The organism is Acaryochloris sp. 'Moss Beach', assembly GCF_021497025.1.
Lineage (GTDB): Bacteria > Cyanobacteriota > Cyanobacteriia > Thermosynechococcales > Thermosynechococcaceae > Acaryochloris > Acaryochloris marina_A.
In genome coordinates this window covers 4,394,251-4,421,209 of record NZ_CP071717.1, presented here as the reverse complement: position 1 = coordinate 4,421,209, position 26,959 = coordinate 4,394,251, and the positions used below count along the sequence as shown (strand labels likewise).

Sequence of the window (26,959 nt, the reverse complement as noted above, 5' to 3'; positions counted from 1 at the left end):
AAAATTGAGGACTAAGGTGATGAACCTGCACTCTAGTGTGAATAAATTTACGTCACGAATTCTGATGACCGGTTTGGTCATATTAATAACAGCCTGTGGGGGAGTCCATTCTTCACCCCAAACAGTAGTTGAAGAATTTATCGAAGCTGGGGCAGATGGCAAGTTTGATGAACTTAAGCCTCTATGTGCAAAGGAAGCACCTAAAGCGTTATGTAATCCTAATGCAGATGACCAAGAAGAATTTGCCACAGTTATGAAAACTATCAAAATTGTTGGCGAACCTAAAGTTGAAGGAAATCAGGCTCTAGTTAAGATCAATATTTCATTTGAGGGTGCAACTGCAGAAGCAAACTTCCCTCTCACCAAGCAAGGAGATAAATGGCTTCTGAGTGGCGAACCTGAAGAAGTAGAATCATAAACCGATAGGAGCGATCTGGAAAAGCTTAACGAGATAGGGAACAAAGCATGCAGAGATTGCTCCACTATCTCGTAACGATTAATGTCTAATCAGAGTTTTAGCTGAGATTACCTCTCATTAGCCTGAGAGTCATTGGCAATGGAGCTGTGACCGATCATGACGTCACAAAGTTGCCCTTTAGATACAAGCTTCTTTGGACAGCGCTAGACTAGAGGAGAGTCATATTTCGCGTTTTGTAGATGCGATCGCATCTACAAAACTAGGCAAACGCAGAATAAGATCACGCAAAGTCCTAGCCATAACCTAAACACACCAGAGATCGACAAATTCATTTAACGTCAGAAAATTCATCAAGCCTCTTTGTTCTATCCTCTTATCAAGAGTAGTATCAACATAATCAGTCATTATCTCTTCACCAAAAGAAGGGCGAAATATTCTCATTGGCACTTAAAATTTGTCAAGCCAAAATCTGGAAGTATTTTAGCTTGCTCTAAGATTCAAATGAGTGATTGTCTCTTTAAATATTTACAGTGCGTCTAAGTTACTTATAGCAAGTACAAAAAGCACCTAACACAAGATACAGATTAAATTACTAAGACAAAATAATTTACAGCTTATTCATAAGTGGAATAAAGTGTACCCGAAGCACTGCATTCAGCAATATTTTCCCTCACTGTCAGCCAGTAGTTTTGACTGGCTCTAACTTCTAGTATTTCAGGCAATTTTCCCATTCTGAGTCACTCCCATGAAACATAACAAACGAAAACGGAAGCCCATGGATGGGCGGTTCGTGACTAAAATTGCGATTGTCTATCTTGGTATTTTTTCTTCGCCATTCATTATTTCTCAATTTTCTCCTAAAGCCCAAACAGCTCACTCTTCTTCTGAGGGTTCTCAGAAAGTGTCAGAGAATCAAGCAATCTCCCTCTCTGCTCAAACTATCTCCCAACGTGATGGGAAAGACTGTTCAGAATAATTGAAGTTGTGAGTCTTTAATCATTGCGATCGCATCCACGAAACCTGGTATGTGATCGCACAAACTCTCAACCAAAACTTAATCCCAACAGGGGTAAAGCTGGGCTTTTAGTAGGAGCTAAAAGGCCAAAACGGTGCTGTGAGCAATCGCTAGACATACTGATGGATATTTTTAGAATGATATAACCCTGGGGAATAGGTCATTCTCATTCTCACAATGCGGTAAGCCTGGTTCTCTAGATCACCTCATGGGTAAACTGAAACGTCGCCCACTGATCGACATCCCAAACCCAGTTGTTATCAGATTCAATCCCCATTTGCTCGGCCATTGGCGTGCTGCCATCATGCAAATCTTGTAACACTTGTTGGGTCACTTCTAATGGATTGACCAAACGAGCTACCACAGGGGATGTATTACTTGAAGATTGGCGGATTTTGCTGGCTATTGCATCTAATCCTTTCTCAAACGGAGTTCGGCTCACAATAATGTAGGTGGTTGCTATCCCTTCCGGTCCTCGAACGACATACTCATTGTTTGGGAATGGCACGGCTAGCGACTCTTTAGGGGCAATGAAGTCTTGACTAGTAGACCTGTCTAACAGAGCCTCTGGCGAATAAATGGAGAAGAACTGGGTGCGAGTATCAACGCCCAAGACTAGCCAATAGAGCGGGGTATCGCTGTAGTTACGCACTCGATATTGGATATGTTGTCCTTTGGCAATCTGGACGACTTGCCCTTGCTTCTCAAAGGAAGATAGGGATGAGCTATCTTTCCGAGTCCAAGGCGCTCGGGTCGTACATTGTTGGGCTAGGACTTGAGGTTTTTCATCATCAGTGGCTTCCAACGCCACCATTGCCCCCACTCTCGAAGAAAAATCGTTAACGGTCAGATCGAGGGTTTTGCGGGCCAACAATAATTTCAGAGTGTCATGCAGTTGATTGACCGCCGTTTTAATTGCTTCACCCGATTCTCCTCGGGTATCTGCTAACTCTTCGCCCCCTTGGGAGAAGAGTCCATATTGGGTTTGAGGCGGTGGAGCAGGAGGGTCTTCGTCTTCTTCTGATAGGTCCGGAACGGAATTAACGATCACTTGAGAAGAAGAAGATGCTTGGGTAAACAGGAAGTCCGCGTTTTGGGTCCCAGCAATAACGGGGTTGATATTGGGCATGTCTGAAAACGCACTAGTGGCATCTACCCGCTCAATTCGATTCAATTGTGAGCCTAGGGCAACATTTAAGTTGATAGATCGGGAAATGACTCGAAACGCTTCTCGAATTTTCTGACCGGAGTTAATTTGACCTTCTTGATCACAGCGTCCGGTCCCCACACAGCCTCGGCTAGACTCTAATTGAATTAAAGGCTCTAGGGTGACCTGCTCAGATGCGCTCCCAGGAGATGGGGCGGTAGCAGCTGAAATATTAGATAAGCTGCCTTCTTTCGATGTGACTTTAAAGCAAGTAGTGGCTTCGTAATACTCCACCACTTGGGGTAAAACACCCCCTAACCAAAGAGTGACTTCTTCACCGTTGTCTTCGACATCCGTGACCACACCATCAGCATTGGTGCCAAGAGATAATCCGGTTAAAACACTAGAGCCCGTCTGCCCGCTTAAGCTAGGTTGCTGGACTCGACCGACCTGATGTTCGACATCAGACACAACCCGGTTAAAACTAGCCGAGAATTTCTGGGAGGGGGAGGATTGCCATAGATGTTGCGTTAAAGCATAGGTGAATAACCCGGAAGAAAAATCATGCCATTGGGCTTCAACCGCCGTTTGAGGGCGCTGAGAGGCTAAAAGAATCAGCTCAGAAGAGGATGGACGCCGTTGGGATTGATTGAGCAACTTCTCTTGCTGTTCACGATCTCCCGGCAAGTCTGTTTTTTGTTGAATACTGGGTTGCGATCGCACCCGCAAATTCCCCAGCAATGCCTTCCCTGGATAGGTGAACCCAGCATCTAACACACAGAGACTTTGTTGCGTATTAAGGGACCGAAACCACAGGGCTAACTGCTCCTGCAACAGGGCATTTTCAATGGCTGGGCTCTGGTCGGAATGTTGAATATCACTGTCAAAAGGAAGCAACACTTTGGAGGGGAGCGGCGTTTTCGCCTCTGAGGCAGCGTCGATATAGGGACTTAATAAACATCCATACCCACTGAAGTGAAAGATGACACAATCTTGAGGCCGGGACTGCTCAATCAAATGGGTCGTAAACGCTGCCTCGATATTTTTATAGGTGGCCTGCTTATTTTTAAGGATGACAATATCGTCGGGATGGAAGCCAAACCGATGGACCAGTAGCTCTCGCTGCAATTCCAAATCTGTCAAACAGCCCTTCAGCTTGGCCTGCTTGCCCAACTCCCGATATTGGTTAATGCCCACTAGCAGGGCGAGCTTCCGGGAGGTGGGTTGAGCGAGTACTTGTTGATATTGATCTGCAAACTTCCATAGAGATAAATCACTCAAACCTAGGCCAGCTAGCACTAAGCTAGTTTTTCGCAGTAAAGCGCGTCGGGTCAGTGCCATGATGTGATGTCTATGGAGAGGGCCTATTGAAGGGCAAAAAGGTAGAACCCATCATCTAGTAATGGGTTCCTATTTTCACTATATCGCCGATTGCGAAAGCTAGGCTTAAGCTTTCATTGCCGCTGCTAATTCAGAAGCCACTTCAGGGCGAGAAAACTCAGGTGGGGGTAGCTCCCCTCGTCGCAGCATTTCTCTGACCTTTGTCCCAGACAGGTGAACCCGATCTTCAGGCCCACTGGGACTCGTCTTAGTCGTAGCCATGGATAAGGTCTTCTTGCAGTAGAAGGCATGCTCAAACTTCATGGGTGTAATCCCCAACGCTTGAGCATCTAAGCTATCGAAAATATACTGGGCATCGTAGGTACCATAGTAGTCACCCACACCCGCATGGTCGCGACCCACAATAAAATGGGTGCAGCCATAATTTTTGCGAACTAAAGCATGAAAAATTGCTTCGCGAGGACCTGCATAGCGCATGGCCGCAGGATTAATGGCTAGAATAACCCGATCCTCCGGGAAATAATGCTCCATCATGATTTCGTAGCAACGCATCCGCACATCTGCTGGAATATCATCACTTTTCGTTGCACCCACCAATGGATGCAAGAATAATCCATCTACAGTTTCTAACGCACACTTTTGAATGTATTCGTGGGCACGGTGAATCGGATTCCGGGTTTGAAAGCCAACAATTGTGTTCCAACCTCGTTCACGGAAGAGTTGACGAGAAGCGATGGGGTCAATTTGATAGGAAGGGAATTGGGGGTGGGACTGGCGCTCTAGCAACCAAACTGGACCCGCAAGATTAACTGCACCCTGATCAAACACGACCTTGACACCAGGATGTTTCATCTCATCTGTTTTATAGACTTGAACGGCTTCCTGAGTCTTGTCGTAGGTATATTTCTCAGTCAATTCAAGTACACCCACAAAAGCGCCCGCTGGGTCATCTAGACGAACCAAGCCCCCCACATCAAGGGCAGCCGCTACGCCTTCATCGACAGATAAAGTCACTGGAATGGACCAAGGCAGACCATTTTCAAGGTGCATGTGATGAACAACCTGTTCATAGTCTGCCTGCCCCATAAAGCCTGAAAGTGGGCTGAAGCCACCAATGGCAATCATTTCCAAATCTGAGGTGGCTCGCTTATCTAACTGTACGCGGGGTAAGCTATCACCCTTGGCAAGCAAATCTTGTTTTTGGCTTGCAGAAGCAACCCGGTTGATGAGTGAACCACCGTGTGGCGCAATGGCATCTTCATGTTGAGTCAAAATAAACCTCCCTAAACTGCGTATCACTCCAAATCATAAACTAAAGATTAAGTTTTGTTAGTAATTACGGGTTAACTTTTGGTGTGTAGGATGTAGAGACAGTATCCTAGCGGATTCCCTATGCCTAACGATTTTGCATCCTCAATCAAATTTGGAACCGACGGTTGGCGAGGCATTATTGCCAAAGACTTTACCTTCGAGCGGTTGGTCTATGTCGCCCCTATTGCGGCCCAAATCCTAGAAGAAACCTATGGCAGCGCTGACAAAAAGCATTTAGTGATCGTGGGATATGATCGCAGATTTCTCTCAGAAGAATTTGCCCAGGCCACTGCTGAAGCTGTTCAGCAAGCCGGATTTGATGTGCTGTTATCGAACACCTTTGCGCCCACCCCTGCATTTAGTTGGGCGGCCTATCATCGCCACGCCCTTGGGGCTTTGGTGATTACAGCCAGCCATAACCCAGGGATCTATTCTGGCCTCAAAGTCAAAGGAGCCTTTGGCGGCTCAGTGCCTCCTGTCGTCACTCAAGCTATTCAAGATCGACTGGTCGAAGCCCCCGTCACTACTTCGACTGCCGGGACCCTAGATACCTTCGATCCCTGGCCAGAGTATTGTCAGGTTTTGCAATCTAAGGTTGATATGGATGCCATCAATCAAGCAATTCACCAGAAGCGACTTAAGGTCTTTGTGGATACGATGCATGGGGCAACAGCCACTGGCCTACAACGGCTGCTATCGGCTGAGATCACAGAACTCAACTGCGATCGCGATCCGTTATTCGAAGGAGGGGCCCCTGAACCCCTTCCCAAGTATTTGGGAACTCTCATTCAGTCCATCCAAACTCACCGTCAACAGGCCCCTGATGAAGAAGCGATTGTAGGATTTATATTTGATGGGGACGGGGATCGAATTGCAGCAATGGATGGCCAGGGTAACTTTCTAAGTTCTCAAATCTTGATTCCGATTTTGATTGAACACCTTGCAGCTCGCCGAAAGTTCCAGGGAGAAGTCATCAAAACGATTAGCGGTTCAGAACTGATCCCTCAAGTGGCTGATCTGTACCAATTACCCCTCCATGAAACCCCCATTGGCTATAAATATATTGCCGACTATATGCTGGCCGCAGAGTCAGTATTGATTGGTGGCGAAGAATCTGGAGGTATAGGCTATGGCAACCATATTCCTGAACGAGATGGCTTGCTCTCTGCCCTATATTTACTCGAAGCTGCAGCTCAAACCGGTCAAGATCTATCCCATTTGTATCAGCAGCTACAAACGCAAACAGGGTTCACCAGTTTTTATGATCGTATTGATCTACCCCTATCTTCTGAAGCTGATAAACAAAAGCTAATTGATCAATTGCAAGCAGCACCCTTCAGTCAAGTATTGGACCAAAAAGTCGTGGATGTTCTATCCATCGATGGTTTTAAGTTTAACTTGGCGGATCAGAGCTGGTTACTTATTCGCTTTAGTGGGACAGAGCCTGTTCTGCGCCTCTATTGTGAGTCCCATCACCCGGACCGAGTTTCCAAAATTCTAGCTTGGGCAAAAGACTGGGCACTGCGTTAAAACACTATCAAAGGTCTCATCATGTTCTCATCGTCTAACCCGATCTCTAAGGTCCCTCCCATTCTTCTCAAGCCAGAGCAATTGGAGCTTCTGGTCAGTCTGGCAATATTGCCGATTCTTGTTGCCTTGTTGGGGCAGCAACAGCTGTTCAGGTGTTTGACGACCCTTGGAACTTGGAGCGAAAGCCTATTGCAAGGGGTCGCCTTGCCTTTTTTAGATTTGCCCGAATAAAGTACGTTTTTCTCTCCTTTGGATGTAATTTTCCTGGTCTTTATCCTCAGAATGTTGTTTAGAGAGCTAGGAAAATCCATATGTGGACGAATATATCCGTCCTTAAGTTATGTAGTCTGTCTTTTCGCTTATGAATACTGCTTAGGCCCAGTCTACACAGCATGATTCATCCAAAGTAAGAACGGTTTATTGAGGGAACCTAACCCTACCAAGGGAATTAGCTTTTAGAGAAAGATAGTAAAGCGAGGTTTACCCCCTAGAATTGTGATGGAGTTGTTTTTGATGCCACTTTACCCAGTTCTCAACAGAGGTTGATGCTTTAAAGGCGAAGTTCCCAAAAGCTTGATAATCGTCTTCGAGTTTTTCTATTCCATCGATCTTACTTATTTGAGTTAATACTCTATGCGTTCCACTCTCAACCGTATCCATCCCCAATTAGCACAGCACAACCAGTTAGAGTCATTGCTTCTACATCGAATTAAAGTCATTGAAGACCTACTGGAAGCTGTCCTCAGAGATGAATGCGGGCAGGAGTTAGTCGATTTACTTCGGCAGTTGCGATCGATGTGTTCCCCGGAAGGACAAGCCCCAAGGGTTCCGGAAACGGAAGTCCTGAAGGTGGTAGAAAAGCTGGAGCTAGATGAAGCCATTCGGGCTGCAAGAGCATTTGCCCTCTACTTTCAGCTCATCAATATTGTGGAACAACATTATGAGCAAGAGGAAAGTATTATGCGTACCCGAGGGGCGATTCAATCCTCTCCGGTAGCACTTCCTAATGCCGATGGCTCTGAGGAGGGAGCAGAAAATCATTCTGGCCAAAATGGTCAGACCGATCTACCTGAGCACAGCATCTTTGATGCAATTCTACGGGAGCCGAATGCAGGGACCTTTACCTGGTTATTTCCCAAGCTGAAACAGTTAAATGTTCCGCCTCGCCATATTCAAAATATTATTCAGAACCTGGATATTCAGCTTGTATTTACTGCTCATCCGACAGAAATTGTGCGGCAGACGATTCGGGCTAAACAACGTCGGATTGCCAAGATCTTAGGCAAATTAGATGAGGCGGAGGCTGGACTGGCCAATAGTACCCGTTCGAATTGGGAAGTGGATGCGTTACAGGCCCAACTCACGGAGGAAGTCAGATTTTGGTGGCGAACCGATGAACTTCATCAATTTAGGCCGACAGTTTTAGATGAAGTCGAGTACAGCCTGCATTATTTTCGCGAAGTCCTTTTTGATGCGATTCCCCAGCTGTATCAACGCTTATCCCAGCATTTGAAACAAGCATTTCCCAATCTACAACCCCCCTCGCTACAACTTTTGTAAGTTTGGATCTTGGGTGGGCTCGGATCGCGATGGCAACCCAGCAGTGACGACAGCTATCACTTGGCAAACCTCCTGTTATCAGCGAAATTTAGTGCTTGAGAAATATATTCAATCCATTAATAAGCTGATCAATTTGTTGACCCTATCCCAATATTGGTCTGAAGTTCCATCTGGTTTAGAGAAATCTTTGGGCCAAGATCAGCTACAAATGCCTGACGTGTATGACCGGCTCTCGATCCGGTTCCTGGGAGAACCCTTTCGATTCAAGTTGTCTTATATCCTGAAGCGTCTAGAAAATACTCGAGATCGCAACCAACAGCAGGCTCAACTGATTGATTTTTCCCATCCGATTCATCCCCAAGGGATGAACGAACAAATTTACTATCCTGCTGCTCAGGATTTTTTGGCCGAACTTCGAGTGGTCCAAGAGAATTTGCAGGCGACAGGGATCAGTTGCCAAGAGTTAGATACCCTGATCGGCCAAGTGCAGATCTTTGGCTTCAATCTGACTCAGTTAGATATCCGGCAAGAAAGCTCTTGTCATTCAGATGCCCTCACTGAAATCGTTAATTATCTGCAGATTCTGCCCAAGCCCTATAACGAGTTATCAGAGCCCGAACGATTGGAGTGGCTGACCCAAGAGCTGCAGACCCGTAGGCCCCTGATCCCCCATGACCTGCCTTTTTCTGAGAAAACCCAAGAGCTGATTAATACCTTCCGGATGATTCGGCGGCTGCAGGAAGAATTTGGGGTAGAAATTTGCCGTACCTACATCATTAGCATGAGCCATGATGCCAGTGATTTGCTGGAAGTGCTGCTGTTAGCGAAGGAATCCGGTCTATTTGATCCCACAACGGCGACTGGAACATTACACGTTATCCCTCTTTTTGAAACAGTAGATGACTTAAAGCGGGCGCCAGGGGTCATGACCCAACTGTTTGATTTAACCTTTTATCGGAATTATTTAGTGGATGCTCAGGCATCTCAGGAGCCATCTTCAGAACCTCCTCTCTCGTTACAAGAGATCATGCTGGGATACTCTGATAGCAATAAGGATTCTGGCTTCCTCAGTAGTAATTGGGAGATTTACAAAGCCCAGCAACGCTTACAGGAAACTGCTGAGCCCTACGGCATTTCTTTGCGAATTTTCCACGGTCGGGGCGGTTCTGTCGGCCGAGGCGGTGGACCTGCCTATGAAGCTATTTTGGCCCAGCCAGGGTATAGCGTGAATGGCCGGATCAAAATTACAGAGCAGGGCGAAGTAGTGGCTTCGAAGTATTCTTTGCCAGAGCTCGCTTTATATAACCTAGAAACGATTTCTGCGGCTGTTATCCAAGCCAGCTTATTGCGCTCCACCATGGACAGCATTGAGCCTTGGCATGAAATCATGGAGGATTTATCGGCACGATCGCGGAAGCGATACCGGGCACTGATTCATGAACAAGAAGACTTAGTGGACTTTTTCTACGAAGTCACCCCCATTAATGAAATTAGTCAATTACAACATGCTGCTCGACCCGCTCGACGACGGGCCGATAATCGGCGGACTTTAGAAGGGTTACGCGCCATTCCTTGGGTGTTTAGCTGGACTCAAAGTCGGTTTCTGTTGCCGGCATGGTACGGCGTGGGTACCGCACTTCAGGACTTTCTGGATGAGGAGTCTGCAGAGCATCTCACTCTACTGCAATATTTCTACGGCAAGTGGCCCTTTTTTAAGATGGTGATTTCTAAAGTAGAAATGACCTTAGCTAAAGTGGATCTGCAAATTGCTCATCACTATCTTCAGGAATTAACTTCTTCTGAAGATGTGGATCGGTTTGAGCGTTTGTTTGAGCAAATCGCCCAAGAATATTACTTGACGCGGGAAATGGTCTCTAAGATTACGGGGAACCAGCAGCTCCTAGATGGAGATCCTAACCTTAAGCGTTCGGTCCATCTGCGGAACGGTACGATTGTTCCATTAGGATTCCTGCAAGTGTCCTTGCTCAAGCGATTGAGACAACATCAGCGGCAAGATCGTGTTGCCCTAGGAGCTGGAAACGTTAGCGAGAAAGACCTTCTGCGGGGTGCTCTGCTGACGATTAATGGGATTGCAGCAGGCATGAGAAACACCGGCTAGTCCAGCTTAACGGAACCACATAAAATGATATGGAAAATGGAGCTAAGCGGATTCGAACCGCTGACCCCCTGCATGCCATGCAGGTGCTCTACCAACTGAGCTATAGCCCCGAATGCGACTATCATCATGCCTTGAAAAGCATTCGAACGTCAAGAACTTTCTTCAAATCCTCGTTACACAAGAAACACACAACCCATAAAACTTGAGTAAAGCGTTACTCATCTCAGTATTTGTTTAATCTTTGCATAAAAAAATACATATTCAGAGTTATCAGACTTATTAATTTTTCTAATCATTCACGTTATGATCGAAGTACGAGATAGCAACCGTTGATCCAAATAAGGATGGGAATGCTCTTTCCCATTCATTTTGTATATGGGAGTTTACGTATGAAAATTATGAATTTTTTCGAACAAGGGATCCAGTATTTATCAGAAGCAGTCGGACACATTTTTGCGCCTAATGATGATCACTACCCTGCAACTGGAGCAGTGCCATTTTTGGGTGACCCTTACTACCAATCAGTCTGGATTGATTAGATAGTCCTCCGACCGAGGAAAGGTGTTATGTATCTCCGTCATTCCAACAACCTTGTTATCTAGCGCCTTTCCTTCTCTACCTACAGCAGTCATGAATGCCAATACAACATAAGTTATGACAGAAGGGCTCGTATGGTTGGCATTGCTTTCTGTATTTATAGGGTTAGCCAGCTTTGGGTGGATCGAATATCGCAAAGTTGAGGCCTATCGTGTTTGGGCCCAGTCCTTTGAACGTGCCAAATATGATATCTATGCCGTTTTGGGGCAGAAAGAAGAAACCCTAACTTGGGGGCAACCCACTTTAAAAGGACCGATAAACCTTCAACGTTGTTCGATTCACACAATTGTAAATGTTGTGGTTCAAGTGGATGACCAATCCGTCGATTTGGATCATCCCCCTGATAAAGGCAAAACGGTTCAATTGGTATTGCAACGCCAAGACCATGAAAATCCTTTTTTTATTCCGTTTACTGACATAACAATGGCAGTAGAATGGGCACAGTATCTGATAACAGTGATTTAGAAAGCAGCGCTTTGAGTGTTAAAGGTTCGAGACTTCAACCTTGCAGATGTTGTTTTGATTGGAATTAGAACTGCGTTGTTATCCACTTTGAACAAGCCAGTATGCAATGCCCCTTTTGCCAGCATACCGATAGCCGAGTTTTAGAATCGCGCTCAGCAGAGGCGGGACAGAGTGTTCGGCGGCGGCGAGAATGCTTGCAATGCAATCGTCGATTTACGACTTATGAGCGGATTGAGTTTGTTCCCATCACCGTCATCAAACGCAATCAGGATAGAGAACTATTTGACCGCTCAAAGTTGCTCAAAGGAGTGGTTACCGCTTGTGAAAAAACGGGGCTGACTGCGGTTCAGCTAGAGTCATTGGTAGACGATGTGGAAGCAGAACTCCAACAGCAAGCGATTAAAGAAGTTACGAGTACTGATCTCGGTGAATCCGTATTGACTAAGCTACAAACCCTCAGCGAAGTGGCTTATGTTCGGTTTGCATCTGTCTATCGACAGTTTCGAGGAATTCGGGATTTTGTGGATGCCCTGGATCAGCTCAAGGACTCTGGAGACAGTCCTTTGCCGAGAGTGCTGAACGAGGTATATGAAGATACTGCACAACCAGAACCCACCACCATTATGGTTTCCCCTCAGTAATCATTCAGGCATCTACCTGGGCTTTTAGCATCTCCATTGCCAGACTACAAACGAACAAAATATATAGTTAAGGTTTCAGATATTGCGCTACGATGGTAGATCTAGTGCCAAATCTAGATAGATGCTGAAGATGACTCTTAGCATCGCCCAGCGCTCCTATTATTTGCGTCCTTACGGACAAAGGAGACGTCATTATCCACCATTAGTAAGAAAAAACCTAGGAACATTAGAGAATGGTCAATCGGGAAACCACGCTGCCAGACATCGGCTTTACTCACGAAGATTTCGCCGCGTTACTTGACAAATATGATTATCACTTCAATCCGGGTGACGTCGTGGCAGGTACAGTCTTCAGTCTGGAACCCAGAGGGGCTTTGATTGACATTGGTGCAAAGACTGCAGCCTACATTCCTATTCAGGAAATGTCCATCAATCGGATTGAGAACCCTGATGAGGTGTTGCAATCCAACGAAACCCGTGAGTTTTTCATTCTGGCAGATGAGAATGAAGACGGTCAGCTTACCCTATCCATTCGCCGTATTGAGTATATGCGCGCTTGGGAACGGGTGCGTCAACTGCAAACGGAAGATGCAACGGTCCGTTCTTCTGTATTTGCAACCAATCGAGGTGGTGCCCTAGTTAGAATTGAAGGACTGCGTGGATTTATTCCGGGTTCCCACATCAGTACTCGAGCGACCAAAGAAGATTTAATTGGCGAAGAATTACCTCTTAAGTTCCTAGAGGTGGATGAAGAACGTAACCGCCTTGTTCTCAGCCATCGGAGAGCTTTGGTTGAGCGCAAGATGAACCGTTTGGAAGTCGGCGAAGTTGTAATTGGCACGGTCCGCGGTATCAAGCCCTACGGTGCCTTTATTGATATTGGTGGTGTCAGTGGCTTGCTCCACATTTCCGAAATCTCTCACGATCACATCGATACGCCTCACAGCGTTTTCAATGTTAATGATGATCTGAAGGTGATGATCATTGATTTGGATGCTGAGCGAGGTCGTATTTCCCTGTCTACTAAGCAGCTAGAGCCTGAGCCGGGTGATATGGTCAAGAATCCTCAGCTGGTTTATGACAAAGCCGAGGAAATGGCAGAACGGTATCGACAGCAAATGTTGGCTCAACAGGAAGGTGGGCAAGTTGAGACCGATGATGATTCTGCTGATGAAGCAACCTCGGAACCGGAAGAAGTCACTTCTCCCGCATAAGGAAAGACTGTTCTTCCTCCGTTCGGATGGATGATGATGGATCACAATGATTGAATCTCATCCTCTACCCCAGCTTGCCATTCCTGTGGGTGATCCTGCAGGAATAGGCCCTGAGGTTATTCTTAAAGCTTTAAATTCACCGCTTCTCAAAGGCGCAGCTCATATTCGCGTCATTGGGGAGCGGTCTTTATTTGAAGCGGCCTATAAGCATCTTCAACAGCAGGCAGGATTAAATGCTGTTGAGACCCTAGCGAATCCTAATGATCTCGATTTCTTGGAAGTGGGATTGAAGTTATCTCCTATCCCATGGGGACAGCCTTCTACAGAGACGGGGGCGGCCAGTTTTCGGTGTTTGTCTACTGCGATTACGGGCGCCCTGGAAGGGCGATTTGATGGCATTGTCACAGGTCCCATTGCTAAGTCGGCTTGGAAGGCCGCAGGCCATCACTATCCGGGACAAACAGAGTATTTGGCGGAGCGATCTCAGATCTCAGAATATGGCATGTTCTTTTTTGCCTTATCTCCCTATACAGGATGGCAGCTCCGTACGTTGCTGGCAACGACCCATATCCCTTTGTCAGCGGTCCCTGGTCAGCTGTCGCCAGCACTACTAACGATGAAGGTGCAGCTGCTGAAGAAGACGCTGCAGCGAGAGTTTGGCATAGGGAATCCGAGAGTTGCGATCGCAGGTTTGAATCCCCATAGCGGTGAGCAGGGACAGTTGGGGCGAGAAGAGATTGATTGGCTGATTCCTTGGATACGGGAGATGCGATCGCAACATCCTGATCTGACCTTATCGGATCCCATTCCTCCCGATACCCTGTGGGTGGGGCCAGGGCAAGCTTGGTACGGCCCCCGAGAGAAAACGGTGCAACCCACCACCTATGACGCTTACTTAGCCCTCTATCATGACCAAGGCTTGATTCCCGTCAAGCTTATGGCGTTTGATCGAGCTGTCAACACCACGATTGGCTTACCCTTCGTCCGCACTTCACCTGACCACGGCACGGCTTTCGATATTGCAGGCAAGGGAATTGCCGATCCCACTAGCATGATTGCCGCGATTCAGCTGGCCGCCAACTTGGTTCGTCAACGGCAGCAAACTCAAGCTAACCTATAGCACTATTCCCCGTTTCTGCTGTTCCCGTTCCATGGCTTGAAAAAGGGCCAAGAAGTTTCGCTGTCCAAACCCTTGGGCTTGGCGTTGCCGCTCAATAATTTCAAAGAAGAAAGTAGGTTGCGGGAAAATAGGCTTCGTGAAGGTTTGCAATAGAATTCCAGCTCCGGAATCCTCTTCGAAATCAGCCAGAATATGTTGTTGTTCGAGGGCAGACCAATCGAGGTGGGAATAGGCTTGTTCAAACTGATGTCGTAGGTGCTGATAGTAACTGGGTGGAATATCTAGAATGGACAGCCCTCGATGCTTAAGCTGAGTGACCGTTTCGACAATATTCGAAGTTCCTAAGGCGATATGTTGAATGCCAGCGCCTCGATTGACCTCTAGAAATTCTTGAATCTGGGAATTGGCTGAAGTGGGCTCATTGATCGGAAACTTGATTTGACCTTGGGGATGAGTCAACACTTCACTGCGTAGACCCGATCGATGGGTTTGAATATCAAAATATCGGTGGGTTTCAAACCCAAATATGCGTTGATACCAAGTCACCGCAGCTTCAAGCTGATTTTGACCCACATTCAAAACCCCATGATCAATCTGGGTGAATAGACTTTGACGAGCAGCAGCTTGAGGCTTGTGAGGCTTGTGCATCGAGATCGGGAAAAATTCGGACGGCAAAATGGAAGTCTGCCCTCTCCGCTCCACCAACGAATGTTCTAACGCTCCCCACCCTCTGACTTTTCCCCAAGTTACAGTCCCTTTGTCATGCTTTTCTTCGATCAAAGGCTGTAAAAGGGTTGCCCCTGCCTGAACAGCGCGGGCGAGCGTAGCCTGAACATTTGGAACCAAAAAAGCCAAATCTACTACACCAGGAGGGTGTTGCAGAAGATATTGGGCAACTGGGCCAGTCTGGTTTAGAGGGCTGGAAAAAATACATACAATCGCCCCTGAAGAGACAACTTCAACTTGCCGATCCGGCGCTGTGTTGCCCCCGAGATATTGAAATCCTAAAACGTTGGTAAACCAACGCTGACATTGTTTGGAATCATGAACATAAAAATGAATATGATCAAAATCCATAGATCACAAATACCGATCTTGAATTAACGTTGAAAATGCAACTTGAGAGACTGTTGGCAGCTCTAGACTGAGATGCAATGTAGGCCTACCTCTTAAACCTTAACGAATCCCCAGATATTGAGAGAGGGTCTTCACAATAAAACAATGTTGAGCATATATATTTCTAGCTCTTACCCTTAAATGCCAATTTTAAACTTAGTTGTCAGAATACGTCCGATCACCATAGATAAACCATAGATTATGCGATATAGCCTTCCAACTCATCCGACAAATGAATGGCATAGCCAATTGAACGTAATAGTGGCACAACAACTTTCAGATTCATAATGATGCCAATATCAGCCAAATGTGTGGGATTAATCCAAACATAATTCCTGCACTCATTTGGCTTCAAGATGACTGATTGAAGAGGATTCTCAAGTTTGCAAAGGAAGTAGTAGTCATCACGAATCTTGGCCACAGTACCAACAACTCTGATGGCGAGTTGTGTCTCCTCAAAGGCTTCTCTAACGCATGCTTGCTTTGGTGTTTCATTCTTCTTAATACCACCACCCGGGAAACACCACTGATCGGCTCTGGTCGTTTGCCTGCTTCTTTGAATCAAAAGAATATAGGAAGCGTTCTGTATGATTGCCCAAGATGCCATATTTACAGTCCAGATCTCTAAGACTTTGTCTCACACCAGCTAGAGCTATAACTCCTATCCTAATCAGCAGGTGCTAAACCTGTCCGTCTGTAAGCAAGAGACTAAGACTTCAGCAATTCCCGTTAAGATGGTGAAACTGAATGGAGGACTGAACTAACGTGCTAGCAGCGGTACTACATGGCCAAACCGATCTCCGCCTAGAAACGGTTCCTGACCCTACCCCTGAGCCAGGTGAAGTTGTGATTCAAGTGGATGTTGCGACGACCTGTGGCACGGACTTAAAAGTGTGGCGACGCGGGGGCCATGCCAAAATGCTCAAGCCGCCAACACTCTTTGGCCATGAAGCAGCAGGCCAGATTGTAGCCATGGGATCGGGGGTTCAGGGCTGGTCTCTTGGCAATCGCGTTGTTGCTAATAATTCAGCCCCCTGTGGGCACTGTTTTTTTTGCCAACGGCAAGAATATTCCCTTTGTACCGACTTGACGTTCAATAACGGAACATTTGCTCAATATTTGCGGATTCCTGCAGCCATTGTTGAGCAGAATCTGCTCCCCATTCCAGAGCATTTATCCATGGCCGATGCCTCTCTGACCGAACCCTTAGCCTGTGTTCTGCACGGCATTGCCCGCTCTGGTTTTAAGCCTGAACAAAAGGATGGCCCTGCCCAACGCGTGGTGGTGATTGGGGATGGTGCCATTGGCCTGATGTTTGTGGGGGTGTTGGCCCATCGCGGTGCCGAGGTGATTTTATTTGGTGGATCCGAACAGCGATTACAACTGGGGCGCAAACTAGGTGCAGTCCATACCTACAATCACCATCACACGGACATATCAGCCACTACTTTGGAGCTGACCGACAACCAAGGGGCAGATATTGTGATTGAAGCTACTGGGGTTCCAAGCGTTTGGGAAACAGCCATTACCTGTGGACGGCCAGGAGCAACCATCAATTTATTTGGAGGATGCCCTCGGGATACGAGTATCACCGTCAATACTGATTTGTTGCACTACAGTGAATTGACTTTGAAGGGGGTATTTCACAATACCCCCACCTTTGTGAGGGAATCCCTCGCGCTATTAGCCAGTCAGGAACTACCGTTTGAGGAACTCCTTAACGATACGCAACCCCTCAATCATCTGGGGCAGGTATTTGCAGATATGCGTGATCGCAAAACCATCAAAGCGGTTATCCTACCCCATACCTAACACCTATACAGCAACGGTCCCAGGGGGATAGATGCCGGGGGATAACGGTCGATCGACTAGCCCACAGGTTCCTAAAATCACCCCGCTAGAGATATCGGCTTGGGGACCAAGCTTCGCATTTTCACCCACAAAACAGGGTCCAGCCAGTTTGGCTTGGGGATCGATGGTAGCGTTAGCAGCCACCCAAACTTGAGGCTGACGTTCTTGCATGGTTTCGGGTAAGGGAAAAGGCATCCTTCCCTGCAAAATATCTAAGTGAGCCCCATAGAATTTGGCTGGTGTACCCAGGTCCATCCAATAGCCATCCCAGACGAAACCTGAGATTTTCTGTTGGCCTGATAAAAGATTGGGAAAAACCGTTCGTTCAAAACTGAGGGGCTGATCGGCTGGATACTGAGCAAAAATTTCGGGATTGAGGATATAGGTTCCTGCGTTGATCGTATCAATGCCTAATATTGCAGCTTCCTCAGGAGTGGGTTTCTCTCGGAAGGATTGGATGGTGCCTGTGGATGAGTGCCCCCTAGCAGTGATATCTGTCAGTTCGACCAACCCAAATGCTGTGGGATCTGCAACTCTTGCCAAGGCGATAGTGGCTTGAGCTTGGGTCTGTTCATGGGCTTGCATTAAAGCCCGTAAATCCAAGTCGGTGAGAATATCCGCGTTGAATACCACCAACGGCTCGCCCGTATAGTATGGTTCTGCTAGCTTCATCGCGCCCGCTGTGTCTAGGGCTTCTTTCTCAATGACGTAGCGAATCTTAACGCCAAACCTTTGACCATCCCCAAAATAGTCCTGGATTTGAGTAGCCTGATATCGAATATTCATCAAAATATCGGTTAAACCCACTTCTTTACACCGCTCAACCATCCAACTGAGAAAAGGGCGCTCGAAAAGGGGCAGCATGGGTTTAGGACTACGTAACGTTAGAGGTGATAGCCTTGTTCCCTTTCCACCAGCAATGATTACGGCTTGCATAGTTAATAACCTTAAGTTCTAAGAAGAATTTGGGTAAACTGTCAGTCAATATAACCAATCCCCTTGCCATTCAAACCTAATTGTGTAGAATCGTAGCGTTATGCGCAAAGGGAACCGTCGAAAGCCAAGAACCGTCGCCTTTTGTTAACCCTTCACACAAAATTACCGTGGCCGATAATACCTTTAAGAGTGCCAACGTAAAAAAAGGAGCATTTCCCACGAAACGCCAATCTAAGCATCGAGCTGCAAGTGGACCACGATCTTCTCGCAAACAACAGAGAATAAAAACCCAAAAACCTGTAAGAGCTAGCCGAGTCGGAACGCTATTTAGATGGGTCACCTGGGGGGTTACTTTCTCCTTCGCGATGACTCTCTCTGCTGGCTTGGGTGCAACCCTGGCCTTGGTCACTCCTTTCCGTCTTCTAGGAGACAAAGATGGTCCCGTTTCGTTGCCGGAACTGCTTCAGGGCGGCTTGCGTTATGGTGTTTCGCGCCCCGTCAATATTATTGTCTTGGGAGTGGATCTCAATTTAGAAGAACCTGAAGAAGGCGAAGAGCAGGATCCGTTTAAAAGCCGTAGCGACACCATGCTGTTGGTTCGACTAAATCCAGGAAATGATCGAGTCAGCATTTTATCGATTCCCCGTGATACTCGTGTCCCCATTCCTGATGTTGGCATTACCAAAATCAATTCTGCCAATTGGTGGGGTGGACCCGACTTGGTCACCGAAGTCGTTAGTTCAACCTTAAACGATGTCCAAATTGATCGTTATGTCCGAGTGAGTACAGGTGCTTTTCGGGAACTCGTAGACGTCGTGGATGGGGTTGAGGTCTATGTCCCATTTGCCATGCAGTACGAGGATAAAACCCAGAAGTTGAAGATTGATTTGGAACCGGGTCTGCAAAAACTTGATGGCGTTGAAGCAGAGGGGTTTGTGCGGTTCCGCAATAACAACTTGGGGGATATTGGCCGTGCCCAGCGGCAACAGATTTTGCTGAAGGCCTTGCAGAAGAAAATGGCGAATCCTGCCATGCTGACGCGTCTTCCTCAAATTTTGTCAGTTTTACAAAAACATATTGACTCTAATTTAAGTGTGGGCGAAATGCTGGCCTTGATGCAGTTTGGTCTGCAAGTGAATTCCGACAAACTGCAAATGGTGTTGCTGCCGGGCCGTTTTAGTGGTCCTGAAGAGTATGAGTTTAGTTTTTGGCTAATGGACCTAGCCGGAATGGATAGGGTAATGCAAACCTATTTTGAAGTTTCTCCGCCAGATGGGTATGAGATTGCAGCTAGGGATCCTGAACAATTTAAAGACATCAAAATTGTGGTCCAAAATGCAACAGATGATCCGGATGGGGATTTTACGATGGTGAAGTACTTGCAGGAGCAGGGATTTTACAATATCCATTACGCCGATAATGATTGGCCTCAATCCATTGCCAAGACCCAGATTATCCCCCAGTGGGGAGATCTTGAATCTGCCGAATATCTACAGGCATTGCTAGCAGACAGTCAACTTCTAGCAAATTCTACCGGCGACTTGGGCTCGGATTTAACAATTCGGGTGGGCCAAGACTGGTTACGCAACCGGCCATCTAGCTCTTCAGACTCTTAATCTGAAAATTAACCTTGCCAAAGTTATCCGTTTATCGCTAGTATGAGATTCGCTATCCTCAGTAGCTCAGTGGTAGAGCGGTCGACTGTTAATCGATTGGTCGTAGGTTCGAATCCTACCTGGGGAGTTTTCTTAACCTAATCCTTTCCCTAAACTGCTTAGTCCTCGCCTAGGAAATGGTAGATAAGCATCCAACTTCTAGAAAGTCTCGGATTCGTTCCGCCAGACTATGCTGAGCAACTCTGTCTGTGGTTGCAAACTGGGTAAGGGTGGAGCGGTGACCTGATACAAAGTTCAGCTTGACTTGATAAAAATTTGTGCCCAACCAAGCTTTTTCTTCGACATGAATGGTTTCAATTTGGGTCATGCAATGTCGTTGGATTTGAGAGCTGAACCAGCGGCGTTTTTCCAAGACCACTACATTTCCCGATTTGTCGAAGGTGCAGATCTCTAGTGGGCTCAATGTGCTGATCAGGGCTGCGATCGCAATGCAGAAACAGCCAAATAGATCAAAGGGAAATTCAAATATGATGAAAATCATGAAGCCTAATAGAGCAGTAGCTCCCCCAAATAGCCGAATTCCAAGTAGCCGTTCTTGCAGGACTAGCAAGGCAGGGGTATGCTCTATAACTTTCATGGGTAGGAAAAACCTTTCAGCATCAAAAACTATCTATTCCTAGTGTTGACAACTATCGCTATTATCTTGACCTTGTTCATCGAATTAATAGGGCATGCTCCCACAAGGAACAAAAGCGGGCAGAATGACTATAGGAGAGTTTGCACCTTCTACAAGCACACCTGATTCACAATCATCTGAGAGACGCTGAATGAGCTATTGCTTAAATCCAGCTTGTACGAATCCCAGTAACGCACCACGGCAAATGGTTTGTCAGGCTTGTGGTAATAACTTGGTATTGCGTGATCGTTATCGTTCGACTCGAATTTTGGGTCGAGGAGGGTTTGCAACAACATTTCTGGCTGAAGACGAAGGGTTACCCGGAAAGCCGACCTGCGTGATTAAGCAGCTGCGTCCAGTCGTCACTGCTCCCCATATTTTAGAAATGTCCCGAGAACTGTTTCAGCGAGAAGCTGAAACCCTGGGTAAAATCGGTAATCACCCTCAACTTCCGAGACTATTGGACTATTTCGAACTGGGCCAAGAATTTTTTCTGGTTCAGGAGTATGTTCAGGGGGCAACACTGCAGCAAGAGGTTCGTAGATCTGGGCCTTTTGACGAAGATATGGTTTATAAGGTGCTGGCAGAAGTCTTACCCTTGATGGATCATTTGCACAGTGTAGAAGTGATTCATCGCGATCTTAAACCTGCCAACATCATTCGACGGGAAATTGATGACAAGCTGGTTGTGATTGACTTTGGTGCGGTCAAAGACCAAGTGAGCCAAACGGCAATTGCCAACCCTGACGAAAACAGTACGCTCACCTCTTTTGCTGTAGGAACCCCTGGTTTTGCCCCACCGGAACAGATGGCCATGCGCCCTGTCTATGCCAGTGATGTGTATAGCCTGGGTGTGACTTGTATTTACTTGTTAACCGGTAAATCTCCCAAAGACTTAAGCTATAACCCTGTATCGGGAGAATTGAGTTGGCGGGAGCATGTTCAGATTGGTCCTGAACTACAAGAGATCCTGGGCAAGATGTTGGAGGTCTCGCTGCGTGATCGCTATCGGTCAGCAAAAGAAGTACTCCAAGCCCTAGCGAAGAATGCCCAGGGATCTTCGGCTGGCACAGTGTCTCAGCCCCCGCTCCGTTCTTCATCATCATCACGATCCTATTCCCCCACAAGACCGCGTTCCAACTCACCTTCCTCTCGGGCAGCCTCTGGAATTCGACGGTATAACTCTCGCGCCCAATCTCCCCTTTCAGGTGCTCTATCCAAAGTTTCGGGGCAACTGTCGACGCCTCGCTCAAGCTATACAGGTTTGGACTCTTCTTCTAGCCTGAGTTCAAGAGGTCCAAAGAAAGCACGCTTAACGCCGAATGCAGTCCAACATGCCTATGGCCGGGGCCAGCGAGACTTTAGCGGACAAGATTTACGCAATTTGAATCTCCGTAAGTTTCAACTGCCCAGTGCCAACTTCCATGAAGGCAAGTTCCAAAATACGGATTTGCGAGATGCCATTCTGATCAATGCGAATTTTGGTCGGGCCAACTTTACTGGGGCCAACTTACGCAACGCTAATTTAATGCAGGCCTATATGAGCCATGCTGATTTGGCGAATGCGGATCTGCGAGGGGCTAATTTGAGCGACGCCTATCTCAGCCATGCCAACCTACGGGGGGCTAATCTCTGTGGGGCAGATTTGTCGGGTGCCAAGCTGACGGATTCTCAATTATCTTTTGCACAAACCAACTGGCTGACCGTTTTCCCTAACGGCAAGCGAGGCAAGAAAGGGCGCTGCTAGATTCTTCTAGGTTGCAAGATCTGAGGTAATTATTGCCACAGACAAGCAAAAGGGAATATCACATATTCCAGAAAAAAGAGTTTCCAGATCCATTGGTAGAACTGGGTTACTTGCTGGTGATGCTTGAGGTTGACTCGCTGGCTGCGGTACCAAAACAGAAAGAGAATACCCAGGTGGGTGGATAGCAATAAGCCTTGATGAGTCTCGGGTAATCCCCAGATGGCCATTCCGGCTATCCCTAGGTAGGCCATACTGAGAACCCAGCAAGACAGTCTAAAGACTGATTCGCTACCGAGTCGCACAGTTAAGGTGTGAATGTCAAACTTCAAGTCCCCTTCTTGATCAGGGATGTCTTTGAAAATTGCGATGGCAAAGGCAAACAGAATCACAAACCCTGTCAATACCCACACTTTTAATGGAATTTCCCCGCTCCCTCCTAGCAAATGGCGAAAGTGGAGAAAGAAGCCGACATTAACCACTCCCCCCCGAACACCAAAAATGCAGAGGGCAGCCCAAAAAGGAAATCGTTTGAGACGAATGGGGGGAATGGAATAGACCGTGCCCATGAGCATACTGAGTCCAACCGTCCAGAGTAATCGATAGCCTTGTATCGAGGAGAAGCCTAGGGCTAACAGTCCAGCACTCGCTACAATCCATCGACCTTGGTGCGGGGAAAATTCGCCGGAGGCTAAAGGTAACTGAGGTTTATTGATTCGATCAATATCGATATCGGTGAGCTGATTGAGGCCCACGATATAGACATTGGCCCCCAAACTCGGCACGAGGGCAGCACCGAGCCAAAGTAAGAACTGTGGGTAAAATACTGTTGCTGGAACAGGGAGATCAGTCAATAAAGCACTGCCCTGATATTGGGTGGACAGAGCAATCAAAGCTAAGCCGATCACACTGAGGCTGGTACCGATAATGGTATGGGGGCGCGAGAACTTCCATAAGGCCTGCAGCCACCGTTTGATGGGGCTGGCGTCAACGCTGGAAGTCACGTTTTCGTTCCCTTCAATAGTCCGTAGCGAATCAGACCTTGCCGATATCCTCGCGACATAAAGCTGAGGGCCAAAGCCCCTTGCAAGGTTTGCAGTCCCGCTTTGAGGATGCCGATCAGGACTTGCAGATCCAATGCAGACGTAATCACCTCATTCCAGAAAGGGGCAACGGCTGTGGACCAGTCTGCGGTTTGTAGACCTGATAAGGGCAGAGTCTGAGCGATGTCAGCATAGCCGGGCAAGGAAATGACGTAGGGCAGATAATAGACGCGATAAATATCGTCGAGCAGCCGCTGTTCGCTCCAGCTTAACGCTGGTGGGGTGGGGCGATGACACCAAGTGGCGACTAAGAGGATTCCCCCTGGTTTGAGTACTCGACAGCATTCCTGCAAGAATTGAGTCTTATCGGGCATATGTTCGCCACTTTCTAAGGACCAAACTAGATCAAAGGACGCTTCAGGAAAGGGCATTTGTTGGGCATCGGCCACTCTAAATTCTGATTGGGAAGATAACCTGGCTTCTCTAGCGCGGGCTTGAGCCCGATCGGCCTGGACAGGGCTGAGGGTAATTCCAGTGACGTTGGCATTATATTTTTGGGCCAAGTACAGGGAGCTGCCACCAATGCCACAGCCCACATCCAAAATCTGCTGAGGCTGTTGAACCTGTCCCCATGCAAGTAATTCTTCGATCAGATCAATTTGGGCTTGGCGGCGAGGTTTGGCTTGCTTGCCGGTCGGGCCGTAGTAGCCATGGTGCATATGTTCGCCCCAAACCTGCTCCCACAAACCTGAAGAGGTGTCATAGAACTGCTGAATTTGTTGGGAGAGAGTTGCGGGCATGGTTGGGGGATGAAAACTTTAAGTTCTGGTGAGATACAGATGCTTGCCGTGGTGGCGGGGTTTCAGGATAGAATAGCTAAACGTCGTCATTGGTTCACAAACAGCATAATGGATATCTTGACCTTGGGTTGGGTTTCAGTTCTTACTCTCTTCACTTACTCCATTGCCATGGTGGTATGGGGTCGCCACGGCATGTAATTTGCCTTTGTTAATCCATTCGTAATTAGCTAAATATTGTGGACTTCTCAATTACCAATACCTTGGCCTTGGTGGCTTTAGGTGTGTTAGTGATCGTTTCTGGTGGCATTGTTTATCTGACTGTCTCAGAGTGGCGTGATCGCAGACGACGCGAGCGCGAACAGCGTGCCGCTAGGAAAAAACGCAGTTAAGCTCATGAAGTCCATCCTAAAAACCTTAGAGACTCGATTCGATCGAGCGTTAAACGCTGCCTTTGGATCTGAGTTAGTCATTTCTGTGCCAGTTGTTGGTGTTGCCAGCAATCCCAAATTTGGTGACTATCAATCAAATGTCTCTTTAGCTTTGGCAAAGCCGTTGGGGCAATCTCCCCGTGGGATCGCAGATCAGATTCTGCAACATTTAGAAGTAGATGATCTGTGCGAAACGCCTACTATTGCTGGGCCAGGCTTTATCAACTTAACCCTCAAGCCTACGTTCTTGGCTGAGCAACTTCAGCAGATGCAGGCCGATCCTCGTTTGGGGATCGAGCCTATTGCGAATCCGCAAAGAGTGGTGGTTGATTTTTCCAGTCCCAATATCGCTAAAGAAATGCATGTGGGCCATTTGCGGTCTACGATCATCGGCGACTGCATTGCCCGAATCCTCGAATTTCAAGGGAATGATGTTCTGCGGCTTAACCATGTCGGGGACTGGGGCACGCAGTTTGGCATGTTGATCACTTACCTGTCTGAAGTTCATCCCGCAGCATTAACAACTTCGGATGCTTTGGATTTAGGCGATTTAGTTGCTTTTTATAAAAAATCTAAGCATCGCTTTGATGAGGATGAAAAATTTCAGGTGCAGTCCCGGCAGGCAGTCGTAAAATTACAGCAGGGAGATCCTGAGGCGAAACAAGCATGGCAGCTCCTTTGTGATCAATCTCGCCGCGAATTTGAGAAGATTTACCGAGATCTGGATATTGAGCTAGAGGAGCGAGGGGAGTCTTTTTATAATCCCTTCTTAGCTGAAGTGCTAACAGATTTGGCTACAGCAGGTCTGCTGGAAACTGATCAAGGGGCAAAATGCGTTTTTCTAGAAGGATTTACCAATAAACAAGGTGATCCTCAACCGCTGATCGTGCAAAAGTCTGATGGTGGGTTTAACTATGCCACTACGGATTTAGCCGCTTTGCGACACCGAATTACCGCTGAGTCAGCTACACGAATTATTTATGTAACCGGTGCGGAGCAGATTAATCACTTTGCTCAGGTGTTTCAAGTTGCAACTCGGACAGGATGGATTCCTGATACTGTCCAGGTAGTCCATTTACCCTTTGGTATGGTCCAGGGCGAAGATGGCAAAAAGCTAAAAACTCGCTCGGGTGAAACGATTCGTTTACGAGGCCTGTTGGATGAGGCTATTAACCGTGCCCAGATTGATGTTGAGTCAAGATTGGCTGAGGACGAACGAACTGAAGCCCCAGATTTTATTGCCAATGTTGCCCAAGTCATTGGACTTGGAGCCGTAAAATATGCAGATCTGAGTCAGAATCGCACCAGCAATTATGTATTTAGCTATGACAAAATGTTGGCGCTGCAGGGTAATACCGCTCCCTATATGATCTACGCCTATGTTCGGGTACAGGGCATAAGCCGCAAAGGAAATATTGATTTTTCCCAATTAGGTGATGTTTCGTTGACCTTAGGAGAGCCTTCAGAGTTGGCATTGGTCAAACATCTGTTGCAAATGCAGGATGTCATCGCCGAAGTTGCTGCTGATCTCATGCCGAATCGACTTTGCCAGTATCTGTTTGAGCTGAGCCAGAAGTTTAATCAATTTTATGATCAGTGCCCCGTTCTCAAGGCTGAAGAACCTGCTCGGACGTCCCGGCTGGTGATTTCTGATCTGACTGCCCGTACCCTGAAACTGGGGCTATCCCTACTGGGGATTGAAGTGCTAGAGCGGATGTAAAGTCACACCTAAGTTCTACAAGATGGACAGGATTGGGGATGCGATCGCAAACCTCAATCCGTCACACTAAATGAATATCTGTTTGTGGGAAGTGTATCTTACACCATCCAGTAAATTGAGTTCCTTGAATCTATCGCTTCAGGAAGGCTAGAGATTGATCGCTCATATCTGTGCTGATGGCAACTTATGATTGATGACGGATCTCTAGTAGAGGAATCCACATTTCCATTCTTACATCCATCTTTTTTTTGCATAAAAATCAAATATAAACTCCATATATTGACTTTTTTCTTTTAAGGTCGTAAATGTATAAGTTTTTGTGTTTTTTATTTTGTTGGCGATGAATATACTGACTAGACTCTGACATCAGCTAGTGAAAAATTCTTTGTGGCTAGTCTAAATAGATAATGTTTTCTTGTTCAAGAGTTAAATGCTTTGCTCTATGATTTATTTCTAGCATTGATTCGAGTAGATTTTTGACTATTTCTCTTATTAACTAATAAATTATTTTGTGAAATATATCTTTTAAGATAACCCATCTTTTTCTAATG

General features: G+C 46.9%; 23 protein-coding genes, 2 tRNA genes and 1 pseudogene. 16 read left to right on the top strand and 10 right to left on the bottom strand.

The window, feature by feature from the left end; genetic code table 11:
• Positions 1-64: 64 nt before the first annotated feature.
• Positions 65-418, top strand: coding sequence for a DUF4878 domain-containing protein (locus tag HRE53_RS20820; RefSeq protein WP_212665131.1), 354 nt, complete (start codon positions 65-67; stop codon positions 416-418).
• Positions 419-1,163: 745 nt separating this feature from the next.
• Complete coding sequence (locus tag HRE53_RS20815) at positions 1,164-1,394, top strand: hypothetical protein (RefSeq protein ID WP_212665130.1); 231 nt, start codon at positions 1,164-1,166, stop codon at positions 1,392-1,394.
• Positions 1,395-1,629: 235 nt separating this feature from the next.
• On the opposite strand, the gene HRE53_RS20810 is transcribed toward HRE53_RS20815, so the two are convergent.
• Both HRE53_RS20810 and sat read right to left on the bottom strand, forming a co-directional pair.
• Positions 1,630-3,921 carry a caspase family protein gene (locus tag HRE53_RS20810; protein WP_235107778.1) on the bottom strand — a complete coding sequence of 764 codons (2,292 nt, stop codon included), beginning with the start codon at positions 3,919-3,921 and terminating at the stop codon, positions 1,630-1,632.
• A gap of 105 nt (positions 3,922-4,026) precedes the next feature.
• Positions 4,027-5,193, bottom strand: a complete 1,167-nt coding sequence (sat, locus tag HRE53_RS20805) for a sulfate adenylyltransferase (RefSeq protein ID WP_235107777.1) — start codon at positions 5,191-5,193, stop codon at positions 4,027-4,029.
• Between the two features lie 120 nt (positions 5,194-5,313).
• Here sat and HRE53_RS20800 point away from each other — a divergent pair, with 120 nt between their 5' ends.
• The 3 genes and pseudogenes from HRE53_RS20800 to ppc all read left to right on the top strand — a co-directional run bounded on the left by HRE53_RS20800 (position 5,314) and on the right by ppc (position 10,441).
• Positions 5,314-6,762 (top strand): phosphoglucomutase/phosphomannomutase family protein, encoded by a 1,449-nt coding sequence (locus HRE53_RS20800; RefSeq protein WP_235107776.1) that lies wholly within the window; start codon positions 5,314-5,316, stop codon positions 6,760-6,762.
• A 21-nt stretch (positions 6,763-6,783) separates the two neighbouring features.
• On the top strand, positions 6,784-6,993 hold the full coding sequence (locus HRE53_RS20795) for a hypothetical protein (protein WP_212665126.1): 210 nt from the start codon (positions 6,784-6,786) through the stop codon (positions 6,991-6,993).
• A 402-nt stretch (positions 6,994-7,395) separates the two neighbouring features.
• Positions 7,396-10,441, top strand: a pseudogene (ppc, locus tag HRE53_RS20790) (phosphoenolpyruvate carboxylase).
• A gap of 37 nt (positions 10,442-10,478) precedes the next feature.
• Here ppc and HRE53_RS20785 read toward each other — a convergent pair.
• Positions 10,479-10,551 (bottom strand) — tRNA-Ala (locus HRE53_RS20785).
• A gap of 544 nt (positions 10,552-11,095) precedes the next feature.
• Between HRE53_RS20785 and HRE53_RS20780 the strand changes: the two genes are divergently transcribed.
• From HRE53_RS20780 to pdxA, 4 genes are all read left to right on the top strand, one after another.
• Entirely contained in the window at positions 11,096-11,503 is a 408-nt protein-coding gene (locus tag HRE53_RS20780; RefSeq protein WP_212665123.1) for a hypothetical protein, read from the top strand.
• A 101-nt stretch (positions 11,504-11,604) separates the two neighbouring features.
• Positions 11,605-12,144 (top strand): transcriptional regulator NrdR, encoded by a 540-nt coding sequence (gene nrdR, locus HRE53_RS20775; RefSeq protein WP_212665122.1) that lies wholly within the window; start codon positions 11,605-11,607, stop codon positions 12,142-12,144.
• A 233-nt stretch (positions 12,145-12,377) separates the two neighbouring features.
• On the top strand, positions 12,378-13,358 hold the full coding sequence (locus HRE53_RS20770) for a 30S ribosomal protein S1 (RefSeq protein WP_212665121.1): 981 nt from the start codon (positions 12,378-12,380) through the stop codon (positions 13,356-13,358).
• Positions 13,359-13,404: 46 nt separating this feature from the next.
• Positions 13,405-14,478 (top strand): 4-hydroxythreonine-4-phosphate dehydrogenase PdxA, encoded by a 1,074-nt coding sequence (gene pdxA / locus HRE53_RS20765; protein ID WP_315875765.1) that lies wholly within the window; start codon positions 13,405-13,407, stop codon positions 14,476-14,478.
• On the opposite strand, the gene hppD is transcribed toward pdxA, so the two are convergent.
• Together hppD and HRE53_RS20755 are read right to left on the bottom strand one after the other, a co-directional pair.
• Entirely contained in the window at positions 14,473-15,555 is a 1,083-nt protein-coding gene (gene hppD / locus HRE53_RS20760) for a 4-hydroxyphenylpyruvate dioxygenase (protein ID WP_235107775.1), read from the bottom strand. The two genes, pdxA and hppD, sit on opposite strands and share 6 nt — an antisense overlap.
• A gap of 238 nt (positions 15,556-15,793) precedes the next feature.
• Complete coding sequence (locus tag HRE53_RS20755; RefSeq protein WP_235107774.1) at positions 15,794-16,201, bottom strand: NUDIX hydrolase; 408 nt, start codon at positions 16,199-16,201, stop codon at positions 15,794-15,796.
• Between the two features lie 158 nt (positions 16,202-16,359).
• On the opposite strand from HRE53_RS20755, the gene HRE53_RS20750 reads away from it, so the two are divergent.
• A complete protein-coding gene (locus HRE53_RS20750) occupies positions 16,360-17,406 on the top strand; it encodes a zinc-binding dehydrogenase (RefSeq protein ID WP_235107773.1) in 1,047 nt (348 codons plus the stop codon).
• A 3-nt stretch (positions 17,407-17,409) separates the two neighbouring features.
• Here HRE53_RS20750 and HRE53_RS20745 read toward each other — a convergent pair whose 3' ends face one another.
• Both HRE53_RS20745 and HRE53_RS20740 read right to left on the bottom strand, forming a co-directional pair.
• Entirely contained in the window at positions 17,410-18,381 is a 972-nt protein-coding gene (locus HRE53_RS20745; protein ID WP_235107772.1) for a sugar phosphate nucleotidyltransferase, read from the bottom strand.
• A 76-nt stretch (positions 18,382-18,457) separates the two neighbouring features.
• Entirely contained in the window at positions 18,458-18,721 is a 264-nt protein-coding gene (locus HRE53_RS20740) for a hypothetical protein (protein WP_235107771.1), read from the bottom strand.
• Positions 18,722-18,746: 25 nt separating this feature from the next.
• On the opposite strand from HRE53_RS20740, the gene HRE53_RS20735 reads away from it, so the two are divergent.
• A complete protein-coding gene (locus HRE53_RS20735) occupies positions 18,747-19,997 on the top strand; it encodes an LCP family protein (protein WP_212665115.1) in 1,251 nt (416 codons plus the stop codon).
• Between the two features lie 55 nt (positions 19,998-20,052).
• A tRNA-Asn gene (locus HRE53_RS20730) sits at positions 20,053-20,124 on the top strand.
• A gap of 42 nt (positions 20,125-20,166) precedes the next feature.
• Here HRE53_RS20730 and HRE53_RS20725 read toward each other — a convergent pair.
• Positions 20,167-20,634, bottom strand: coding sequence for a hypothetical protein (locus HRE53_RS20725; RefSeq protein WP_212665114.1), 468 nt, complete (start codon positions 20,632-20,634; stop codon positions 20,167-20,169).
• Between the two features lie 190 nt (positions 20,635-20,824).
• Here HRE53_RS20725 and HRE53_RS20720 point away from each other — a divergent pair, with 190 nt between their 5' ends.
• The gene (locus HRE53_RS20720; RefSeq protein ID WP_212665113.1) at positions 20,825-22,420 is read left to right on the top strand and encodes a serine/threonine-protein kinase; all 1,596 of its coding nucleotides are present in this window, start codon (positions 20,825-20,827) and stop codon (positions 22,418-22,420) included.
• A gap of 29 nt (positions 22,421-22,449) precedes the next feature.
• On the opposite strand, the gene HRE53_RS20715 is transcribed toward HRE53_RS20720, so the two are convergent.
• Together HRE53_RS20715 and HRE53_RS20710 are read right to left on the bottom strand one after the other, a co-directional pair.
• Positions 22,450-23,421 carry a homogentisate phytyltransferase gene (locus tag HRE53_RS20715; protein WP_212665112.1) on the bottom strand — a complete coding sequence of 324 codons (972 nt, stop codon included), beginning with the start codon at positions 23,419-23,421 and terminating at the stop codon, positions 22,450-22,452.
• Complete coding sequence (locus tag HRE53_RS20710; RefSeq protein ID WP_235107770.1) at positions 23,418-24,260, bottom strand: methyltransferase domain-containing protein; 843 nt, start codon at positions 24,258-24,260, stop codon at positions 23,418-23,420. The genes HRE53_RS20715 and HRE53_RS20710 overlap by 4 nt, the downstream gene beginning before the upstream one ends.
• Positions 24,261-24,368: 108 nt before the next feature.
• On the opposite strand from HRE53_RS20710, the gene petN reads away from it, so the two are divergent.
• From petN to argS, 3 genes are read left to right on the top strand one after another with little or no spacing between them, the layout of a single operon-like run.
• On the top strand, positions 24,369-24,458 hold the full coding sequence (gene petN / locus HRE53_RS20705) for a cytochrome b6-f complex subunit PetN (protein WP_010472049.1): 90 nt from the start codon (positions 24,369-24,371) through the stop codon (positions 24,456-24,458).
• A gap of 38 nt (positions 24,459-24,496) precedes the next feature.
• Positions 24,497-24,649, top strand: a complete 153-nt coding sequence (locus HRE53_RS20700) for a hypothetical protein (RefSeq protein WP_212665110.1) — start codon at positions 24,497-24,499, stop codon at positions 24,647-24,649.
• Positions 24,650-24,653: 4 nt separating this feature from the next.
• The gene (argS, locus tag HRE53_RS20695) at positions 24,654-26,408 is read left to right on the top strand and encodes an arginine--tRNA ligase (protein ID WP_235107769.1); all 1,755 of its coding nucleotides are present in this window, start codon (positions 24,654-24,656) and stop codon (positions 26,406-26,408) included.
• Positions 26,409-26,959: the final 551 nt, after the last annotated feature.

Bases quoted from the DNA above. Each gene is read 5' to 3' on its own strand.
- HRE53_RS20820 (WP_212665131.1), top strand. From the start codon at position 65: ATGACCGGTTTGGTCATATTAATAACAGCCTGTGGGGGAGTCCATTCT.
- HRE53_RS20815 (WP_212665130.1), top strand. From the start codon at position 1,164: ATGAAACATAACAAACGAAAACGGAAGCCCATGGATGGGCGGTTCGTG.
- HRE53_RS20810 (WP_235107778.1), bottom strand. From the start codon at position 3,921: ATGGCACTGACCCGACGCGCTTTACTGCGAAAAACTAGCTTAGTGCTA.
- HRE53_RS20800 (WP_235107776.1), top strand. From the start codon at position 5,314: ATGCCTAACGATTTTGCATCCTCAATCAAATTTGGAACCGACGGTTGG.
- HRE53_RS20795 (WP_212665126.1), top strand. From the start codon at position 6,784: ATGTTCTCATCGTCTAACCCGATCTCTAAGGTCCCTCCCATTCTTCTC.
- HRE53_RS20780 (WP_212665123.1), top strand. From the start codon at position 11,096: ATGACAGAAGGGCTCGTATGGTTGGCATTGCTTTCTGTATTTATAGGG.
- nrdR (WP_212665122.1), top strand. From the start codon at position 11,605: ATGCAATGCCCCTTTTGCCAGCATACCGATAGCCGAGTTTTAGAATCG.
- HRE53_RS20770 (WP_212665121.1), top strand. From the start codon at position 12,378: ATGGTCAATCGGGAAACCACGCTGCCAGACATCGGCTTTACTCACGAA.
- pdxA (WP_315875765.1), top strand. From the start codon at position 13,405: ATGATTGAATCTCATCCTCTACCCCAGCTTGCCATTCCTGTGGGTGAT.
- hppD (WP_235107775.1), bottom strand. From the start codon at position 15,555: ATGGATTTTGATCATATTCATTTTTATGTTCATGATTCCAAACAATGT.
- HRE53_RS20755 (WP_235107774.1), bottom strand. From the start codon at position 16,201: ATGGCATCTTGGGCAATCATACAGAACGCTTCCTATATTCTTTTGATT.
- HRE53_RS20745 (WP_235107772.1), bottom strand. From the start codon at position 18,381: ATGCAAGCCGTAATCATTGCTGGTGGAAAGGGAACAAGGCTATCACCT.
- HRE53_RS20735 (WP_212665115.1), top strand. From the start codon at position 18,747: ATGACTCTCTCTGCTGGCTTGGGTGCAACCCTGGCCTTGGTCACTCCT.
- HRE53_RS20725 (WP_212665114.1), bottom strand. From the start codon at position 20,634: ATGAAAGTTATAGAGCATACCCCTGCCTTGCTAGTCCTGCAAGAACGG.
- HRE53_RS20720 (WP_212665113.1), top strand. From the start codon at position 20,825: ATGAGCTATTGCTTAAATCCAGCTTGTACGAATCCCAGTAACGCACCA.
- HRE53_RS20710 (WP_235107770.1), bottom strand. From the start codon at position 24,260: ATGCCCGCAACTCTCTCCCAACAAATTCAGCAGTTCTATGACACCTCT.
- petN (WP_010472049.1), top strand. From the start codon at position 24,369: ATGGATATCTTGACCTTGGGTTGGGTTTCAGTTCTTACTCTCTTCACT.
- argS (WP_235107769.1), top strand. From the start codon at position 24,654: ATGAAGTCCATCCTAAAAACCTTAGAGACTCGATTCGATCGAGCGTTA.